This is a genomic window from Aeromonas sp. 25-AL00135 (assembly GCF_054052385.1).
In genome coordinates, this window is record NZ_JBSTYQ010000002.1 from 160,112 (window position 1) to 177,619 (window position 17,508).

At 60.0% G+C, this 17,508-nt stretch carries 19 protein-coding genes and 1 riboswitch; of the genes, 15 read left to right on the forward strand and 4 right to left on the reverse strand.

Features of this window, described 5'->3' with window-relative positions:
- Positions 1-53 precede the first annotated feature (53 nt).
- The 11 genes from ACW5XC_RS02260 to ACW5XC_RS02310 all read left to right on the forward strand — a co-directional run bounded on the left by ACW5XC_RS02260 (position 54) and on the right by ACW5XC_RS02310 (position 9,581).
- Entirely contained in the window at positions 54-1,334 is a 1,281-nt protein-coding gene (locus ACW5XC_RS02260) for a GGDEF domain-containing protein (protein WP_042055267.1), read from the forward strand.
- 63 nt (positions 1,335-1,397) lie between these two features.
- Positions 1,398-1,808: a VOC family protein gene (locus ACW5XC_RS02265; RefSeq protein WP_042055269.1), complete on the forward strand. Its 411-nt coding sequence runs from the start codon at positions 1,398-1,400 to the stop codon at positions 1,806-1,808.
- Positions 1,809-1,909: 101 nt separating this feature from the next.
- Positions 1,910-2,599 (forward strand): phosphate regulon transcriptional regulator PhoB, encoded by a 690-nt coding sequence (gene phoB, locus ACW5XC_RS02270; RefSeq protein ID WP_005338414.1) that lies wholly within the window; start codon positions 1,910-1,912, stop codon positions 2,597-2,599.
- 8 nt (positions 2,600-2,607) lie between these two features.
- Positions 2,608-3,903, forward strand: coding sequence for a phosphate regulon sensor histidine kinase PhoR (phoR, locus tag ACW5XC_RS02275; RefSeq protein WP_005338413.1), 1,296 nt, complete (start codon positions 2,608-2,610; stop codon positions 3,901-3,903).
- A 178-nt stretch (positions 3,904-4,081) separates the two neighbouring features.
- Positions 4,082-5,056: a PstS family phosphate ABC transporter substrate-binding protein gene (locus ACW5XC_RS02280; RefSeq protein ID WP_005338411.1), complete on the forward strand. Its 975-nt coding sequence runs from the start codon at positions 4,082-4,084 to the stop codon at positions 5,054-5,056.
- Between the two features lie 181 nt (positions 5,057-5,237).
- Positions 5,238-6,044 carry a M48 family metallopeptidase gene (locus ACW5XC_RS02285; RefSeq protein ID WP_042055271.1) on the forward strand — a complete coding sequence of 269 codons (807 nt, stop codon included), beginning with the start codon at positions 5,238-5,240 and terminating at the stop codon, positions 6,042-6,044.
- The gene (locus tag ACW5XC_RS02290; RefSeq protein ID WP_005338408.1) at positions 6,032-6,538 is read left to right on the forward strand and encodes a GNAT family N-acetyltransferase; all 507 of its coding nucleotides are present in this window, start codon (positions 6,032-6,034) and stop codon (positions 6,536-6,538) included. The genes ACW5XC_RS02285 and ACW5XC_RS02290 overlap by 13 nt, the downstream gene beginning before the upstream one ends.
- Positions 6,539-6,646: 108 nt before the next feature.
- A complete protein-coding gene (locus ACW5XC_RS02295) occupies positions 6,647-7,549 on the forward strand; it encodes an ROK family protein (RefSeq protein WP_042055274.1) in 903 nt (300 codons plus the stop codon).
- Between the two features lie 41 nt (positions 7,550-7,590).
- Positions 7,591-8,316 carry a copper homeostasis protein CutC gene (locus ACW5XC_RS02300; protein WP_042055276.1) on the forward strand — a complete coding sequence of 242 codons (726 nt, stop codon included), beginning with the start codon at positions 7,591-7,593 and terminating at the stop codon, positions 8,314-8,316.
- 150 nt (positions 8,317-8,466) lie between these two features.
- Entirely contained in the window at positions 8,467-9,078 is a 612-nt protein-coding gene (locus ACW5XC_RS02305; protein WP_005338405.1) for an FKBP-type peptidyl-prolyl cis-trans isomerase, read from the forward strand.
- 188 nt (positions 9,079-9,266) lie between these two features.
- Complete coding sequence (locus ACW5XC_RS02310) at positions 9,267-9,581, forward strand: DUF2845 domain-containing protein (protein WP_042055278.1); 315 nt, start codon at positions 9,267-9,269, stop codon at positions 9,579-9,581.
- A 52-nt stretch (positions 9,582-9,633) separates the two neighbouring features.
- On the opposite strand, the gene ACW5XC_RS02315 is transcribed toward ACW5XC_RS02310, so the two are convergent.
- Positions 9,634-9,852, reverse strand: coding sequence for a DUF1107 family protein (locus ACW5XC_RS02315; protein ID WP_005338403.1), 219 nt, complete (start codon positions 9,850-9,852; stop codon positions 9,634-9,636).
- Positions 9,853-10,055: 203 nt separating this feature from the next.
- Between ACW5XC_RS02315 and yfcD the strand changes: the two genes are divergently transcribed.
- Complete coding sequence (yfcD, locus tag ACW5XC_RS02320; protein WP_021229132.1) at positions 10,056-10,538, forward strand: NUDIX hydrolase YfcD; 483 nt, start codon at positions 10,056-10,058, stop codon at positions 10,536-10,538.
- An 83-nt stretch (positions 10,539-10,621) separates the two neighbouring features.
- On the opposite strand, the gene ACW5XC_RS02325 is transcribed toward yfcD, so the two are convergent.
- A complete protein-coding gene (locus ACW5XC_RS02325) occupies positions 10,622-11,548 on the reverse strand; it encodes a phenylacetate--CoA ligase family protein (RefSeq protein WP_042055280.1) in 927 nt (308 codons plus the stop codon).
- A 155-nt stretch (positions 11,549-11,703) separates the two neighbouring features.
- On the opposite strand from ACW5XC_RS02325, the gene ACW5XC_RS02330 reads away from it, so the two are divergent.
- Together ACW5XC_RS02330 and ACW5XC_RS02335 are read left to right on the forward strand one after the other, a co-directional pair.
- On the forward strand, positions 11,704-12,177 hold the full coding sequence (locus ACW5XC_RS02330) for a peroxiredoxin (protein ID WP_042055283.1): 474 nt from the start codon (positions 11,704-11,706) through the stop codon (positions 12,175-12,177).
- Between the two features lie 126 nt (positions 12,178-12,303).
- Positions 12,304-13,272: a calcium/sodium antiporter gene (locus ACW5XC_RS02335; protein ID WP_042055284.1), complete on the forward strand. Its 969-nt coding sequence runs from the start codon at positions 12,304-12,306 to the stop codon at positions 13,270-13,272.
- Between the two features lie 84 nt (positions 13,273-13,356).
- Here ACW5XC_RS02335 and ACW5XC_RS02340 read toward each other — a convergent pair whose 3' ends face one another.
- Positions 13,357-14,523: a type III PLP-dependent enzyme gene (locus tag ACW5XC_RS02340; RefSeq protein WP_042055287.1), complete on the reverse strand. Its 1,167-nt coding sequence runs from the start codon at positions 14,521-14,523 to the stop codon at positions 13,357-13,359.
- Positions 14,524-15,030: 507 nt separating this feature from the next.
- A riboswitch (glycine riboswitch) is annotated at positions 15,031-15,146 on the forward strand.
- A 107-nt stretch (positions 15,147-15,253) separates the two neighbouring features.
- Here ACW5XC_RS02340 and ACW5XC_RS02345 point away from each other — a divergent pair.
- Positions 15,254-16,630 carry an alanine/glycine:cation symporter family protein gene (locus ACW5XC_RS02345; RefSeq protein ID WP_005338391.1) on the forward strand — a complete coding sequence of 459 codons (1,377 nt, stop codon included), beginning with the start codon at positions 15,254-15,256 and terminating at the stop codon, positions 16,628-16,630.
- Between the two features lie 114 nt (positions 16,631-16,744).
- On the opposite strand, the gene ACW5XC_RS02350 is transcribed toward ACW5XC_RS02345, so the two are convergent.
- Positions 16,745-17,461 (reverse strand): lipoyl protein ligase domain-containing protein, encoded by a 717-nt coding sequence (locus ACW5XC_RS02350; RefSeq protein WP_042055290.1) that lies wholly within the window; start codon positions 17,459-17,461, stop codon positions 16,745-16,747.
- Positions 17,462-17,508: the final 47 nt, after the last annotated feature.

Sequence of the window (17,508 nt, forward strand, 5' to 3'; positions counted from 1 at the left end):
GCCACCGCCTGTTCCAGTTGCACGGGTATTCCTATTGATACGATGGGGTCAGCATGATCGCTTCCAGTTCCCGTTTTGCCGAGTTGCTGTTCTGGTATTTGCTGGCGCTGACTGGCTGCTCCATCCTGCTGTTCGAGTTTGGCCCCGAGCGGGTGCTTGATATCAAGGAGTGGCCGCTCTCGGTAAGCGTGTTGAAGGCGGTGGATGCTGCACCGGGAGCGGTGAGTTACCGTCCCTCGGCCGATGGTAATCCCGGCGTAAAGTGTGTGCTGACTGCGAGCCCCGAGAGTTATCCCAGCTGTGGTCTGGTTCTCACCCTGACCGCGCGCGAAAAGGGTATCAATCTTGCCCGATTTAACACTCTCCATATTCGCTTGAGCGTGACGGGGGGCGAGGAGCAGGATTGGCGTTTCTACTTGCGCAACTACAATCCGCTTTTCGACAAGATGGATGACCCGTTGCAGTCCAAATTCAACGAAATCATCTTTCGCCCTGCCGATTACGGCAAGGACCACGAGGTGCCTCTCGACGTGTTTACCCCGGCAACCTGGTGGATCAAGCGCTACAAGGTGCCGTTACAGTTGCAGGGGCCTGATCTGAGCCGGGTCTACGCCATCGAAATTGCTGCGGGGTCATATATGTCGCCGGGTGAGTATGGTGTGGTGATCGAGGAGCTGCAGTTTCATGGCAACTGGCTTGAGCCTACCCTTTTCTACCGGTTGATCCTGTTTGTCTGGTTTATCTATGGCTGTGCAGTCTTTCTGGTTAACCACCTCGCCATGAAGCAGCGTTTGTTGCATGCCCATCAGGCTAAGCTTGAGGTGGAGGTGCTGAACCGTACCCTGAGCGAAGAGAATCGCCGCACCCGTGAGGAGGCCTGTTATGATCCACTGACCGGTGCTTTCAACCGGCTTGGTGGTGAGCGACTGCTGGCCGATATAGCTGATCTGTCGTTTTCCTTCATCTATATCGACGTTGACCACTTCAAACAGATCAACGACATCCACGGTCACCCGGTGGGTGATGAGGTGCTCAAGCATCTGGTCAGCGAGATCCTGCGCCATTGTGATGCGCTCTGCCATCTGGTGCGCTGGGGCGGTGAGGAGTTCGTGCTGGTCTGCCTTCACTACGATGAGCTGCGGGCCTGTGCGCTGGCCGAGCGGTTGCGCGCTACCCTAGAGGCTGATATCCACTGGCCGTCCGGGTTGCGGGTGACAGCCTCGTTCGGGGTGGCTGAGCGGGCGGGTGAGTCGCCGGAGCAGGTGCTCAAACGTGCCGACGAGGCGCTCTATCAAGCCAAGACGCAGGGTCGCAACCGGGTTGCGAGCCACTGACTGCGATGCGTCGAGATGCCGTGTGCTTTATTCCAATATCGCTTTCAACATGAGCAAGCAGTTATGACACAACACATAGGGGCGCTGACCCTGCTGGTGGCTGATTACGATCAGGCCATTCGCTTTTTTACCGAGGGACTTGGCTTTGTGCTCCTGGAGGACACTCGGCTCGATGAACCGGGCAAACCGGGCAAGCGCTGGGTGCGGGTTGCCCCCAAAGGCGCCTCCGGTTCCGCACTGCTGCTGGCACAAGCGGCCAATGCGCAGCAGCAGGCCGCCATCGGCCAGCAGGGCGGTGGCCGGGTATTTCTGTTCCTCGAGACCACTGATTTCTGGGGGGATTACCAGCGCATGCAGGCGTACGGTGTTCATTTTTGTGAACAGCCCCGTGACGAGCCTTATGGCACCGTGGTGGTGTTTGAGGATATCAGCGGCAACCGGTGGGACTTGTTGCAACGTACTGCTGCCAACTGAATCTGAAAACGTTTATCATCCCGCCTGTCATAAAGTCATAAAAGTGTCACAGAAAATTCTAATAATTGGCGCACCCATCTTCACAGAGGAGAGAGAAGGGAATGGCTAAGCGAATTCTGGTGGTCGAGGACGAAGCACCGATCCGCGAAATGCTCTGCTTCGTGTTGGAGCAGAAGGGATATGAGACGATTGAAGCGGAAGATTACGCCGATGGACTGGCGAAGGTGCGCGAACCCTACCCCGAACTCATCGTGCTCGACTGGATGATGCCGGGCGGCAGTGGCATCCAGTTTATCAAGCAGCTCAAGCAGGATGAGGTGACGCGCCAGATCCCGGTGGTGATGCTCACCGCTCGCGGTGAAGAGGAGGACAAGGTGCGTGGTCTGGAGGCCGGTGCCGACGACTACATCACCAAGCCGTTCTCGCCCAAGGAGCTGACCGCTCGCCTCCATGCGGTGATGCGCCGCGTGTCGCCCACCTCGGTGGATGAGGTGATCGAGGTGCAGGGGCTGAAACTCGATCCTGTCTCCCACCGGGTCAGTGCCGAAGAGAAGGCGCTCGACATGGGGCCGACCGAATTCAAGCTGCTTCACTTCTTCATGACTCACCCCGAGCGGGTCTACAGCCGTGAACAGCTGCTCAATAATGTCTGGGGTACCAATGTGTACGTCGAGGACAGAACCGTGGATGTGCATATTCGTCGCCTGCGCAAGGCGATTGAAGAGACAGGGCACGACAGATTGATCCAGACGGTGCGTGGAGCCGGATACCGCTTCTCAACCCGTCTCTAGAGGCAGTTATGTTGCAACCTTACGCCTGGCGGCGACAGTTGTGGCGAATGGCGTTTTTTTACGCCCCCTTCGCATTGGTTGGCTGGTTGATTGATCATCTTGCCCTCTGCCTGTTGGTGGCGGCCGTGTTGCATCTGGGCTGGCACTATCGCTTCCAGAAGCGGCTCTCTGACTGGCTGTGGCACGACCGCAGCCTGGTGCCCCCCAGCGGCAATGGCAGCTGGGAGTACATCTTCAACGGTATCTACAAGCTGCAGCAGCGTCACCGCGCCCGTCGCCGCGAGCTGGCGGGGCTGATCCGCCGCTTCCGGGAGGGTGCCGAGGCGCTGCCCGATGCCGCCGTGGTATTTCGCACCGATGGCAGCATCCTCTGGTGCAACCGGCTGGCGGAGCAACTGCTCGGTTTTCGCTGGCCGGAGGATGCTGGCCAGCATATCGGCAACCTCATTCGCAATCCTGCCTTTAACGCCTACCTGGGCAAGGGGGCATATGACGAGCCCCTCGAGATGCACTCCCCGGTCAATGAGGAGAAGTTTCTCGAGTTTCGCATCATGCCCTACGCCTCCGATCAGGCGATGCTGGTGGTACGGGATGTCACCCGCTTGCGCAGTCTCGAGAAAACTCGCAAGCACTTCGTTTCCAACGTCTCCCACGAGCTGCGTACCCCGCTGACCGTGCTCAAGGGCTATCTGGAGATGACCGAGGAGCCGCCCCCGCCCGCCATGTGGGCCAAGGCGCATCGGGTGATGATGGAGCAGACCATCCGGATGGATAATCTGGTCAATCAGCTGCTCACCCTCTCCCGTATCGAGGCGGCCCCGACCGTGGATCTCTCCCATCTGGTGGACATGCCTGCCATGTTGGGGCTGCTGGAGCAGGAGGCGCGAGCGCTCTCGGGCGAACGGGCCCACCAGCTCGAATTTGTGGTGCAGCCCAATCTGTTGGTGCGCGGGGATCAGGAGCAGCTGCGCAGTGCCGTCTCCAACCTGGTCTACAACGCCATTCACTACACCCCGGCGGGGCGCAAAATTACCGTGGAGTGGCGCAAGCAGGGGGCGATGGCGCTGTTTGCCGTGAGCGATGAAGGGGAGGGGATTGCCCCCGAGCATCTGGCGCGGCTGACCGAGCGGTTCTATCGGGTCGACAAGGCACGCTCGCGCCATACCGGCGGCTCAGGCTTGGGCCTTGCCATCGTCAAGCATGCCCTCAGTCATCATGACTGCCAGCTCGATATCGAGAGCCGGGTCGGCCTTGGCAGCCGCTTCAGCTTTCTCATCCCGAGCCGTATGGTGGTGATTAAATAGTCTTTTATGGCAATGAGTTAGCTGCAAAAAGAGGGCTTTTGAACGGGCCCTCTTTTCATTTGTTCAAATCTGTCGCCATGTCATTAAAGTGTCACATTAAATCCATAAATTTGTCACTGCCAGGTCAGATACTGGCGCCGTCTTAAGAACGGACCTTCTGTAACTTTGGAGAGATTGGATGAAACTCAACAAACTGGCTGGTGTAATCGGATTTACCGCAGCAACCCTGTTTTCTGTCAGCGCCCTGGCTGCCGGTGTGGATAAAGACCTGCCGGATTACACACCGACCAGCGGCATTTCGGGCAACCTGTCCTCTGTCGGCTCGGACACCCTGGCCAACATGATGACCCTGTGGGCCGAAGAATTTAAGCGCTTGTACCCCAACGTCAACGTGCAGATCCAGGCCGCCGGTTCTTCTACCGCCCCGACTGCCCTGACCGAAGGTGTTGCCCAGTTCGGCCCGATGAGCCGTGCCATGAAGGCCGGTGAAGAGGAAGCATTCGAGAAGCGTTACGGCTACAAGCCGACTGCCATCCGCGTTGCAGTCGATGCCCTGGCGGTGTTCGTCAACAAGGACAACCCCATCAAGGGGCTGACCATGCCGCAGATCGACGCCATCTTCTCCAGCACCCTCAAGTGCGGCGAAGCCAAGGCTGCCACCAAGTGGTCTGATCTGGGTCTGGACGGCAACTGGTCCTCTAAGGATCTGCAACTGTTCGGTCGCAACTCCGTATCCGGTACCTACGGTTACTTCAAGGAGCACGCCCTGTGTAACGGCGACTTCAAGAGCGGCGTGAACGAGCAGCCGGGTTCTGCCTCCGTGGTGCAGTCTGTTTCTGCCTCCCTGAATGGCATCGGCTACTCCGGTATCGGTTATGTCACCTCCGGCGTGCGTGCAGTACCGCTCTCCAAAGATGGCAAGACCTTCATAGAAGCGACCTCCGATAACGCCATCACCGGCAAGTATCCGCTGTCACGCTTCTTGTACGTTTACGTGAACAAGCATCCGAACAAGCCGCTCTCCCCGATGGAGCAAGAGTTCGTCAAGATGATGCTCTCCAAAGCAGGCCAGAACATCGTTGCCAAAGATGGCTACGTGCCGGTGCCGGCCAAGGTGGTACAGGCTGACCTGAAAAAGCTGGGTATCATGTAACTGCCTGCAGTCAGCATGCCCTGATAAAACGAGCCCCAAGCGGGCTCGTTTTGTTTTTGGCGGCTGTCAGTTTTGTTAATAGCGCAGGATGGATATTTTTCCGCCAGCCGGGGGCTGGCTCCCTTGCGTAGCAGGGCGGCATTTCCGAGAATAGGGCAACGTTATGGCAAAGGATCCCTTCATGATTGCGTCCCTCACCAAGTTTGGCATGGTAGCCCTCTGTAGTTCCCTGCTGGTCGCCTGCGCCCAGTCACCGACCGGCCGCAGCCAGATGCTGCTCTACTCTCCCCAGCAGATGAATCAGTTGGGCGCCGACTCCTTCGAGCAGATGAAGAAGCAGGAGAAGGTGAGCAAGGATGCCAAACTCAACGCCTATGTCTCCTGTGTCGCCAAGGCGGTGACCGCCCAGGTGCCGGCCAGCTATGGCATCACCAACTGGGAAGTGGTGGTGTTTGACTCCAAACAGGTCAACGCCTTCGCCCTGCCTGGCGGCAAGATTGGTGTCTACAGTGGTCTGCTCAAGGTGGCCAAGAATCAGGATCAGCTGGCGACCGTCATCGGCCACGAGTTGACTCACGTACTGGCCCAACACTCCAACGAACGACTCTCGCGCAGCCAGTTGGCGGGGATCGGTCTGGCGGCTGCCGACATTGCCATGGGCACCAGCGAGTATCGCGGCGCCACCATGGCCGCCCTTGGCCTCGGGGTCGAGGTGGGGGTGATGTTGCCCTATGGCCGTACTCAGGAGAGCGAAGCGGATCGGCTGGGGCTTGAGCTGATGGCGCGCGCCGGGTTCAATCCGGCCGAGGCAATCCCCCTGTGGCAAAACATGAGTGCCGCCGCCGGTGGCAACACCCCGCCGCAACTGCTCTCCACCCACCCGAGCAACGAGAACCGGATCGCCGAGTTGCAGGCGCAACAGGCGCAAGTGCTGCCGCTCTATGAGCAGGCCCGCGCCAACGGTCTGATGCCCCAATGCAAGGCATAAGCCTGCGCATGGCGCGCAGCGACGATGCCGCCGCCATGACGGTGATGCAGCGAGCCAGCTGGCTCGCTGCCTATGGCCAGGTGCTCGGTGCTGACCTGCTGGAGCAGCTGGACGTCACCGCCCATCTGCAGATCTGGCAGAGCCGTCTGGCCGAGCCGGGCCCAAGGCCCATGCTGCTTTGTCTCGATGAGGTGGTGATTGGCCTGCTCTACTGGCAACCACAGCAGGAAGCGGGGCAGAGCCATGCCCTGATCCGCGCTTTTTACCTCCATCCCGACCACTGGCGACAAGGTTATGGTAAACGGCTGTGGCAGGCGGTGGCGATGCAGATGCGCCGCGCCGGTTGCCATAGCGTCAAATTGTGGCTGCTTGATGGCAACCACATCGGCGAGGGGTTCTACCTGCGCCGCGGCTTCGTCTTTGATGGCGAGGAGCGCACCCTGATAAGCCTCGGGCAGCCCTGCCTGCAGCGACAAATGAGCCGTTTGCTCTGATCACTCTCCCGTTTTTCGCCTTCGGTCACTTTATTTTTTTTGCGAATTAATACAATGTCCCCCTTGGAACAGAGTTGGATAAACACGGGCTGACAAGGGAGTGCTGGCATGTATTACGGCTTTGATATCGGTGGCACCAAGATCGCCTTCGCGGTCTATGACGGTGCATTGAACCTCTGCCATGAGGAGCGCATGAGCACCCCGGGCAACGATTACGAGGGGTTGCAGCAGTTGATCCGCTCCCGGGTCGAGCAGGCGGATGCCCGCTTCGGCGCACGGGGCTCGGTCGGCATCGGTTTCCCCGGTGTCATCAACAGCCACGATCACAGCATAGTGGCGGCCAATCTGCCCTCCATCAATGGTCGCCATCTGGGCTCAGATCTGGCCGAACTGCTGGAGCGGCCGGTCAAGGTGGATAACGACGCCAACTGCTTCCTCTGGTCCGAAGTGCATCAGGGTGCCGCCGACGGCGCCGGCAGTGCGCTCGGTGTCACCATCGGTACCGGCATCGGCGGCGCTGTTTATCTGGCGGGCAAGCTTATTCAGGGGCGCAACTGGCTGGCTGGCGAGATTGGTCACTACCCCTTGCCCGCGACCATGCTGATGAAGTACCCCGAGTTGCCCCGTCCCCGTTGCGGCTGCGGCCGTCTGGTCTGTTTTGAAACCTATGCCTCCGGCACCGGTCTGGAGCGTCTCTATCATCATTTCCATGGCCAGCGCGCCACGGGTCACCAGATTGTGGGGCGCTTCGAGGCCCATGAACCCCATGCGGTCGAGACGGTCGACTGCTGGCTGGAGATCATGGCCGCTGGGCTTGCCACCGCCATTTCGGTGATTGATCCCGAGGTGGTGGTGTTGGGGGGCGGCCTGAGCGGCCTGCCCGCCCTCTATGAACAGCTGCCGCTGCGTCTGCCCGGTCACTTGCTGCCCGGGGTCGCCCTGCCCGAGATCCGCCAGGCCCGCTTCGGCTGTGCCGGTGGTGTGCGCGGCGCAGCCTTGCTCAATCTATGAGATCAGATGTGGGGTCTGATCTCCCCGAAAAAGGAGTCCTCATGACCCGTCTTGAAATCTGTATCGACAACCTAGAATCCCTCTTCACCGCCCAGCAATCCGGGGCGGATCGCATCGAGCTCTGCTCTGCGCTGGGTCTGGGCGGCCTGACCCCCTCCTATGGCTTTATGCAGCTGGCAGCCCGCCACGCCACAGTGCCGGTTTACGCCATGATCCGCCCGCGCGCCGGGGATTTTTGTTTCAACGACGGCGAGTTCGAGATGATGCTGCAAGATATCGCGGCGGCCCGCGCTGCCGGTCTGCAAGGGGTGGTGGTCGGTTTGCTGGATGAGGAAGGGCGGGTGCCTGCCGCCAAACTCAAACAGCTGGTGGATGCTGCAGGACCGTTGGGGGTCACCTTCCATCGTGCCATCGACCTCTCCTCCGATTGGCGTCTGGATCTGGAGACCATAGTCGCTGCCGGTTGCGAGCGCATTCTGAGCTCGGGCCATGCGCCGACCGCGTTGGCGGGGCTGGAAACCCTGCAGGAGATGCAACAAGCGCTGGCGGGACGTGCCAGCCTGATGCCGGGGGCCGGGGTCAATGCCGACAACGTGCGTACCATCATCGAGTTCACCGGGGTGAGCGAAGTGCATATGTCCGGCATGGGCTGGCGCGGCGGCATGGTGCCGCACGGAGTGAATATGGGCACTTCGGATGATGGTCGGGTCAATATCACCGATGGCGCCAAGGTCGCTGCGGTCAGAGCCTTGCTGGATCGCGGTTAAGCAGATCGCCGCCGTTGGGCGGCGTTCATCCGCATCTTGTGTGAAGTTCCTCCCACTGACGGGGAAATCAGGGGCGCCCCCGGCAGCACCCCGGCCAAAAGTCTGATATTATCCCGCCTCTTTACTACATGGATCTGGAGCAACATCTTAATGTCCCAATACGACTCTATCGAACAGAAGGCCAGCTATGGCATCGGCCGCAACATGGGTGATCAGCTGGCGCAGCAAGCCTTCGCCGGTCTGGATATCCCGGCCCTGCAACAAGGTCTGGCAGATGCCCTGAATGGTCTGGAGTTCGCGGTCAGCCGTGACGATATCAATGATGCCTTCCAGGTGATCACTGCGCGTATGCAAGAAGAGCAGGAAGCTGCCGCCAAGGCCGCCGCCGCTGACGGCGAAGCCTTCCTGGCTGATAACGCCAAGCGCGCTGAAGTGAAGGTGACCGACTCCGGTCTGCAGTACGAAGTGCTGGTAGAAGGCAACGGTGCCGTTCCGGTAGCCGGTCAGTCCGTGCGTGTGCACTACCACGGTACCTTCACCCACGGTGGTGTATTCGACAGCTCCGTTGCTCGCGGCCAGCCGGCTGAATTCCCGGTGACCGGCGTGATCGCTGGCTGGGTTGAAGCGCTGCAGCTGATGCCGGTTGGTTCCAAGTGGAAGCTCTACATCCCCCACGATCTGGCTTACGGTGCCCGTGGCGCGGGCTCCATCCCGCCTTACTCTGCACTGGTATTTGAAGTCGAGCTGCTGGACATCCTGTGATCCTGCTGGCTTGATGCAAACGGCGACCCTCGGGTCGCCGTTTGTTTTTGGGTTATGTGATAGACAGCATTTGTCGCGACCAGCGGGCTGGAAAGGAGAAAAGGGCAGCTCTTTTGCGCTTTTTACTGGTTTTTTCAGAAGCGGGAACAGGCATACTGCGACTCATTAGAGAGGATAAGGAGAACCCGATGAGCAATAAGATGAAGAAAGTTGCGGGGCTTGCTCTGTTGCTGCTGAGCATACCGGCCAGTGCCGATGCAATGCGCTGCAAGAACGCCCTGATCACTGAGGGAGACACCACCGCCGAGATGCTGCTCAAGTGCGGTGAGCCGATGTTGCGTGAAGAGCTCAACCGCAACGAGGAGAACCAGTTTGGCAACATGGTGCAGGTCAAATATGGTGAACGCTGGACCTACAACTTCGGCAAGAACGAGTTCATGCGCTTTGTGACGGTGCGCAGCGGCATCATTACCGATATCGAAAACGGCCCGCGCGGCCAGTAGCCGGCGGGCAAAGCATGGATGCACAACAGACAGTAGGGCAAGACCCTTTGACTCACATGTCCGGCAAGGGGTCGCGGTGACCAAGTTGTCTGACAGCCAGATTGATCTGGCGAGCCAGTCTTAGCCGCTGGCGGCAGGTCAGGCCATGGAGGCTGATCCTGCCCGCGTTGAATTCAAATGTCCCCAGCGACTCGATGGCAAAATAGCCTCGATGAAAGCTCTTGATGTAGCGAGCGATCTGCCGTGGGGATAACTGCTTGAATACCTTCATCACACGGTTCCCTGATTGCCTGGACAGGGCACACTATGGTGTCGGTCGATGACACTGATATGACGGTTTATAAAGATTTGCATGAATCCTTATTTTGCCAGTGAGTTCGGCAAATTGACGGCGTCATCGAAAAAGTTGTGCCATGACAAACCACCGCACCGATATACTGCGGGCTTGAATGGAACAAATAAAAGGGCCTGTGCGTGGAATGGGTTGATGTGGTGGACGGGAACAACCGGGTGATTGGCGTGGCCGAGCGAGCCAAGGTGCGGCGAGAGAATCTCTGCCATCGCGCCAGCTATATTCTGGTGCTCGACGACGCGGATCGGATCCTGGTGCAGCGGCGCACCCTCAGCAAGGATTTCTGCCCCGGCATGCTGGATGCCTGCGCCGGTGGCGTGGTCACCACCGGTGAGGAGATGGAGCGCTCCGCCCGGCGCGAGCTGGCCGAAGAGCTGGGGATTATGGATGTTCCTCTGCAGGGCTTTGGCAGCTTTTATGCGGAAGGGGAGGGCTACCGGGTCTGGGGTGGCCTCTTCAGTTGCCGTTATCAGGGGCCGCTGCAGTTGCAGGCCGAAGAGGTGAGCGCGGTGCACTGGATGAGCTTGGCCGAGATTGCCGAGCGCGCCAGCGAATTTACCCCCGACTCCCTGCTCGCCATCGCCACCTGGCAGGCAAGGCGCTGACCAACTTCATATATCCTCTTCTCCAGAGACAAGACGGGCAGCCTGATGGCTGCCCGTCTGCCTTTGTGCATTTACTTGGCCTGCTACACCAGCTTGAGGCGCCGGTTGGTGCGCCCGCAAGCGCTCGGTTTGGCGAGCCAGTGACCTTGCCAGTCGGTGGCTAGCCGCAGCAGCGGATACTCCAGATCGAGCCTTGTCACCACAAGCTGGCCTGTTTCATCGCCACTCACGGGATTGCCGCTGGCGGGATCGATGATCTCGACGATGCAGCTCTCGTTGACGATAAAGCCCTGACCAGGCTGACTCTCGTAGGCCACCACCCCCACATCCTGCCACACCAGACAGTTGAGGGCCGCAATGCCGTGAATGGCGCGCAGTGGCGCGGTTTCCGGGTGAGTGGCTTCACACAGCAGGGCGCGGCGCAGCGAGTCGCTCGGGATCTCCGCCGCTTCGGCCGCTTCCAGCAGGTCGAGCAGGGTCACCAGCGGGCCGACGTAGCCGGTGGGTTGATAGCGCAGCAGTGCCTCCAGCTGGCGCTGGGTATCGTGGGGGCCGCAGGGTACCACGGGAGCCCCCAGCTGGCGGGCGCCGTTATCGAAGATAAAGGCGGTGGGGCCAGCGTGATAGTCGTGGCCGTTGAACATCACTTCCCCCGCCTTGAAACCGGCGGCAAACAGCGCCCGAGCGGCGCCCCACCAGTCTGCACCCGCATACTCGGGGATGGCCAGCTGGCCCGGACAGGAGAATACCCGCAGCGCCTGACTGGCCGGACGGCCGGTGAGACCGGCAAAGGGGGGATGAGCCTGCTGGGCGGCAAAGAGTTCTTTGCTGTCGAGTAGCGGCAGGGTGGCCAGCTCTGCCAGATCCTCGAGGCGGCACTGGCGATAGGCGCTGGAGTAACCGGCGCAATATTGACTGACATGGGTAAGCTGATGATTGATCTGGTCCAGTTGCTGCTGTTCGCGCATGGCGGGGGGACGAATTTCCAGACCATCGTAATAGTGTTGCATGGGGCCTCCTGGCGCCGTGAAACCAGCTCAAGAGTAGTCTGCCCAAGGGGAAAATGCCTGCCGCTATCCATGGTCAGGATCAGAGCCGCTGTTAGGCGGCATCGTCACTCTGGGATAAACTGGCGACTTCCCATCACGACTCAGGACGAGAAATCATGATTGCTGTAGGACTCCCCCTGCCTGCGGGCGAATTTACCTTTATCACTGCCGAGGGCAAGCAGTTGCGGGATAGTCAGACGCTGTTCGCCGGTAAAAAAGTGGTGCTGTTTGCGGTACCCGGCGCCTTTACTCCCACCTGCTCCAATGCTCATCTGCCGGGTTACGTGGTGCTGGCCGATCAGTTCATGGCCAAAGGGGTGGATGCCATCTGTTGTCTGTCGGTCAACGACGCTTTCGTGATGCGGGCCTGGCAGACGGCCCAGAATGCAGAGGCGATCACCATGCTGGCGGATGGCGACGGCAGCTGGACCCAAGCGCTGGGTCTGGCCAAGGATACCGGCGCCTTTGGCGGCATCCGTGCCCAGCGCTTTGCGTTGATCGCCAACGATGGTGTGGTCGAGCAGCTGTTTGTGGAGGCGCCGGGCAAGTTCGAGGTCTCCGATGCCGCGAGCCTGCTGGCTGCACTGTGAAATGTTAATCACGGTTTGATTTCCCCTTGAAATGGGAGGTGGCACAGCTACACTGGCGCCACTTTCCCATGGTGCCTGCCCGTTTGGGCTGGCGCTTCGTTGCAGATAACAAGAGATGAAGATCCTATGACCCTGGCTTTTGTTGCCCTGATTGCCGGACTGGCGCTGCTGGTCTGGAGTGCTGACAAGTTTGTGGATGGTGCTGCGGCGACCGCCCGTTATGCGGGGATGCCACCGCTGCTGATCGGCATGGTGATCATCGGTTTTGGTACATCGGCCCCTGAGATGGTGGTCTCGGCGCTGGCGGCGTCACAGGGCAATCCCGGGTTGGCGCTTGGTAATGCCTATGGCTCCAACATCACCAATATCGCGCTGATCCTGGGTCTGACGGCACTGATCAGCCCTATCGCGGTGGCCTCTCAGGTGGTGCGCAAGGAGATCCCCATTCTGCTCGGTATTACCCTGCTCTCCGGCGCCCTGCTGATCGATGGTCATCTGGGCCGGATGGATGCGGTCATTCTGGGGGCCGTCTTCGTTGCCCTGATGGGCTGGTCTATCTGGGCTGGCATGAATGGCAAGGGAGATGCGCTGGATACCGAGACCGCCGAGGATATCGAGAGTGAGGGGATGTCCCTCAAGAGCGCCGTTTTCTGGCTGGTGGTCGGGCTGGTGCTGCTGATCGGCGCTTCCCGCCTGTTGGTCTGGGGGGCGGTGACCATCGCTCAGGCACTTGGTATCAGCGATCTGGTGATTGGTCTCACCATAGTCGCGATAGGAACCTCCCTGCCGGAGCTGGCTTCGTCTCTCATCGCCATTCGCAAGAACGAGCATGATCTGGCCCTTGGCAACGTGCTGGGCTCCAACCTGTTCAACACCCTGGCGGTGGTGGGGATCGCGGCGGGTATTCATCCGTTGGATGTGGCGCCGGAAGTGCTCTCCCGCGACTGGAGCATCATGATGGGGTTGACCCTGCTGCTGCTGGTGATGTGTCTGGGCCGCAAGGGGCAGGGCCGCATCAACCGGCTGGAGGGGGGCGTGCTGCTCACCTGCTTCGTTGCCTACACCGGCTGGCTGCTGACCAGTCAGTTTATCTGATAGAGGTTGGTGAAATGAGAGAGGGGGAAGCTCAAGCTTCCCCCTCTTGTTTTTGCCCAGTGAACCTGTTGGCGAGCGGTGTGCTCAGGCTACTGCCACCAGCTTCTGCCCTTTCTGGCTGCTGTCCAGAATGAGGATGCTGGCTTTGGGAAAGAAGTTGAAGGTGGAGGCGGAGGCCCAGGTGTAGGCGCCCATCACCTTGCCAACCACCAACTCGCCGATAGCCAGATCCGGCAGCATGATGCCATCGCGGATCACATCCACGCTGTCGCAGGTCGGGCCGGAGAGCACCGAGTTGTGCTGCTCGCCGCTGGCATAAGGCGTGCTCACCGGATAGGTGACGTGGTCATAGAGCTGGCCGTTGTAGCTGCCGTAGAGACCGTCATCCAGGTAATACCAGATCTTGTCGCCGCGGTGCGCCTTGCCCATCACGCTGGATACCGAAGTCATGGCCGGTGCGCTGATAAAGCGGCCCGGTTCGGCAATCTTCTGCACGGTAGCGGGCAGCTTGGCCAGCGATTCGCGGATCGGCGCGCAGAAGCCGTCGATATCGAACTCGCCCCCCTCATAATCGACCGGGAAACCGCCGCCGATATCCAGCACCCAGGGCTTGAGCCCGAGCGCCCAGGCCTGCTCCATGATCTCGCGGCAGGCGTCGATAGCCTGCACATGGCGACGGGCATGAGGTACTTGGGAGCCGACGTGGAACGACAGCCCCATCACCTTGATCCCCTTGGCGTGTGCCAGTTGCAGCAGCGGCAGCGCCTGCTCCGGGGTGCAGCCAAACTTCTTGGAGAGATCGACCTTGGTCTCGGGGTTGGGGAAGCTGACCCGCAGCAGCAGTTTCACTTCGTCCTTGTAGGGAATGAACTTTTCCAGCTCCAGCGGGTTGTCGTAGACAAACACAGTGCAGCCGAACTCCAGCGCGTAACGGATATCGCTGTCGCGCTTGATGGGATGGGTATGAATGCAACGTCCCGGGCGAACCCCCTGACTGCGCACCAGATCCACTTCGCCGTTGGTGGCCAGATCGAAACAGGCCCCCTCTTCCTTCAAGACAGAGACCACCGCCTCATGGGGCAGGGGTTTGAGTGCATAGTGCAATCGTACATCGGGCAGGGCGGCGGCCAGGGCCCGATACTGTTTGCGGACGGCTGCCTTGTCGAGCAGCAGCAGGGGGGAGCCGAATTGTTCAACCAGCTGACGGTAATCTTGTGCGACCACATCTTTTGCAACCAGGGTCTCGTTCATTCTCTTTTGGTCATCCTTAGGGGGCGTGATATGCCCAAGCCATATGCGATTGAACCGGCGACGGCCGGGTCAGGCGAGCGGTCCGGTGGGACCAACCGAACACAGTGCATAAATTGATGGCAAAGTGCTTGGTTATGCAGCGGATTATCGGCTTATTGATTCTGTGTGCAAGCATTTTGATTGGATATGTCGGCAAGATTTTCTTGGCGAAACGAGAGGGATCACTGTTCTCTATCCGCCATTTTTCCCGTTTGGGCCACATTTGATCCGTGGGAGCCTAACTTGTTGATAGTTAACTAACATTTAACATTCTTGCTGCGATTCTTGTGGTCACTAAAAAAATATAAATGGGGGCGGCCAAGTGCGAGACAGCTCACATTTTTTGGATTAACATGCCGACTTCCTAATCCAAACTAGTTCGGATGAAGGTAGCAGGAGAGCGATGGGCAACCATCCACCGAAGAAGTGAATCTTTCAGGTACCGGGCAACCGGTGTGGACTGCTACTGGACGATACTCTGGAGAGACCCGTTAAATCGGGCGCCGAAGGAGCAAGGCACCATGACTACCCGCAAGGGCAGGCTGGCGCCGGAAACTCTCAGGCAAAAGGACAGAGGGGATGGGATGGTTGTACCTGGGCTTGGCCCGCATCCGATCGCCTCTGGCCGATCGCGACACCTATGGGAAGATCATCCTTCTCCTCCTTAATTTTTGTTTCTTAAGGAGGATGCATGTCATCAATTCAATCGGCGTTAACCGCCATCGATAGCTTTATCTGGGGGCCGCCCCTGCTGATCCTGCTGGTCGGGACCGGTATCTATCTCACCCTGCGTCTGGGTCTGCTTCAGGTGGTGCGCTTGCCGCTCGCTCTGCGGCTGGTTTTTGGTCGTGATCAGGGGCAGGGCAAGCAGGGGGATGTCTCCAGCTTCGGCGCCCTCTGTACCGCCCTCTCTGCCACCATAGGTACCGGCAACATCGTCGGGGTGGCCACCGCCATCAAGCTCGGCGGCCCCGGTGCCCTGTTCTGGATGTGGATGGCGGCACTGTTCGGCATGGCCACCAAGTATGCCGAGTGCCTGCTGGCGGTCAAATACCGCGAGCAGGATGCCAACGGCCAGATGGCTGGCGGCCCCATGTACTATCTGGAGAAGGGGCTCGGTTCCAAACCGCTCGCCAAGCTGTTTGCCCTGTTTGGCATCGGCGTCGCCTTCTTCGGCATCGGTACCTTCCCGCAGGTCAATGCCATCTCCGACGCCATGAGCCTCTCCTTCTCGGTGCCCCGTGAAGCGACCGCCGTGGTGCTGACCCTGATCGTGGCGCTGGTGACCCTGGGAGGGATCAAGTCCATCTCCAGCGTGTCGAGCAAGGTGGTGCCCTTCATGGCCATCTTCTACATCGTCGCCTGTCTGGGCGTGCTGGTGAATAACGCCAGCGCCTTGCCCGATGCCGTCATGCTGGTGATCGAGAGTGCCTTCACCGGCCATGCGGCGACCGGCGGCTTCGTCGGTGCCAGCATCATGCTGGCCATTCAGTCCGGGGTGGCGCGCGGGGTCTTCTCCAACGAGTCGGGGCTGGGGTCGGCCCCCATCGCGGCGGCGGCGGCCAAAACCGATTCGTGCGTGGAGCAGGGGCTGGTCTCCATGACAGGTACCTTCATCGACACCATCATCATCTGCACCATGACCGGCCTGACCCTGGTGGTGACCGGCGTGTGGAGCGGCGATGCAAGCGGCGCGGCCATGACCAGTCTGGCCTTTGCCCAGGGGCTCGATGCTCATGTCGGCCAGTATCTGGTGAGCATTGGCCTGCTGTTCTTCGCCTTTACCACCATCCTTGGCTGGAACTACTACGGCGAGCGCTGCACCGAGTATCTGTTCGGGGTTAAGGCAATCAAGCCCTATCGTCTGGTCTATCTGGCGCTGGTGGCGAGCGGTGCTTTCCTCCATCTGGACATGATTTGGCTGCTGGCCGATATCGTTAACGGCCTGATGGCGGTGCCCAACCTCATCGGCCTGATTGGCCTGCGCCATGTGGTGATCGCCGAGACCCGCGCCTATTTTAGCCGCGATCTGGATAGCGAAGCTGAACCGGAGCCGCAGACGGCTTGAGCGCCTCAGCTCGTTTCACGCTTCCCTTGAAAAGAACAAGTCACGACTTCGGTCGTGGCTTTTTTGTGCGCTGTGTCTAAGGATAGGTACTTTCCCTCTCCCTTCGGGATAAGGTCAGGATGAGGGGGATAGCCCCTCGCTCAGCAGGCTATCCAGACGTGCTCGCACTTTCTCTACCAGCGCCTGATCGCTACCGTGCCAGCCGATGCAGCTTGCCAGCGTGGTGGAGGTTCCCGTCATAAAACGCAGTTCCCCGCCCGCCAGCTCGTAGAAGCGGCTTGCCATCCTGGTTCCCTCATCCACATCACCCGCCACCAGCAGCATGGCTTGCGCCAGCACGGCGCCCTGGTGATCCTGCCCTGGCGCCAGCCAGCGCTGGGCGGTACCGGTGATCTTGCGTCCCCCGATCACCAGATTGTACTGACCATCGCAAAAGGATCCGGGCACGAAGTCATAGCTTCCCTCAAGGCCGTACTCCGCCAACAGGGTCAGCAGCGGCGCCCCCAGCAGCCGGTAGTAGTGGGCGAGATCTGTGGTGGTGCGGGGCAGCAGCAGGGATAGGTTGAGGATCCCCGCCCCGTGGGGCACGGCGGTACCGCCACTGTCGCGCACATGCACCGGCCAGCCTTCGTCTGCCAGCTGTTTGCAGGCGGCTTCGTAATGGGGGAGGCGGGTATCCTTGCGAGTGACAATCAGGCATTGGGGCGCCTGCCAGAGGTGAGCGCGGGGCTGGCCGTCATGGGCACAGTCGCGCAGCCAGCGCTGCTCTTGCGCCAGTATTTGTGCGGGTGAAGCGGTATCGGGGAGGGGAGAGAGCAGGCGATAGGGCATGGCGGCATCCTCAAAAAAGGCTGCCCAGCACACTACCCGTGGCGACT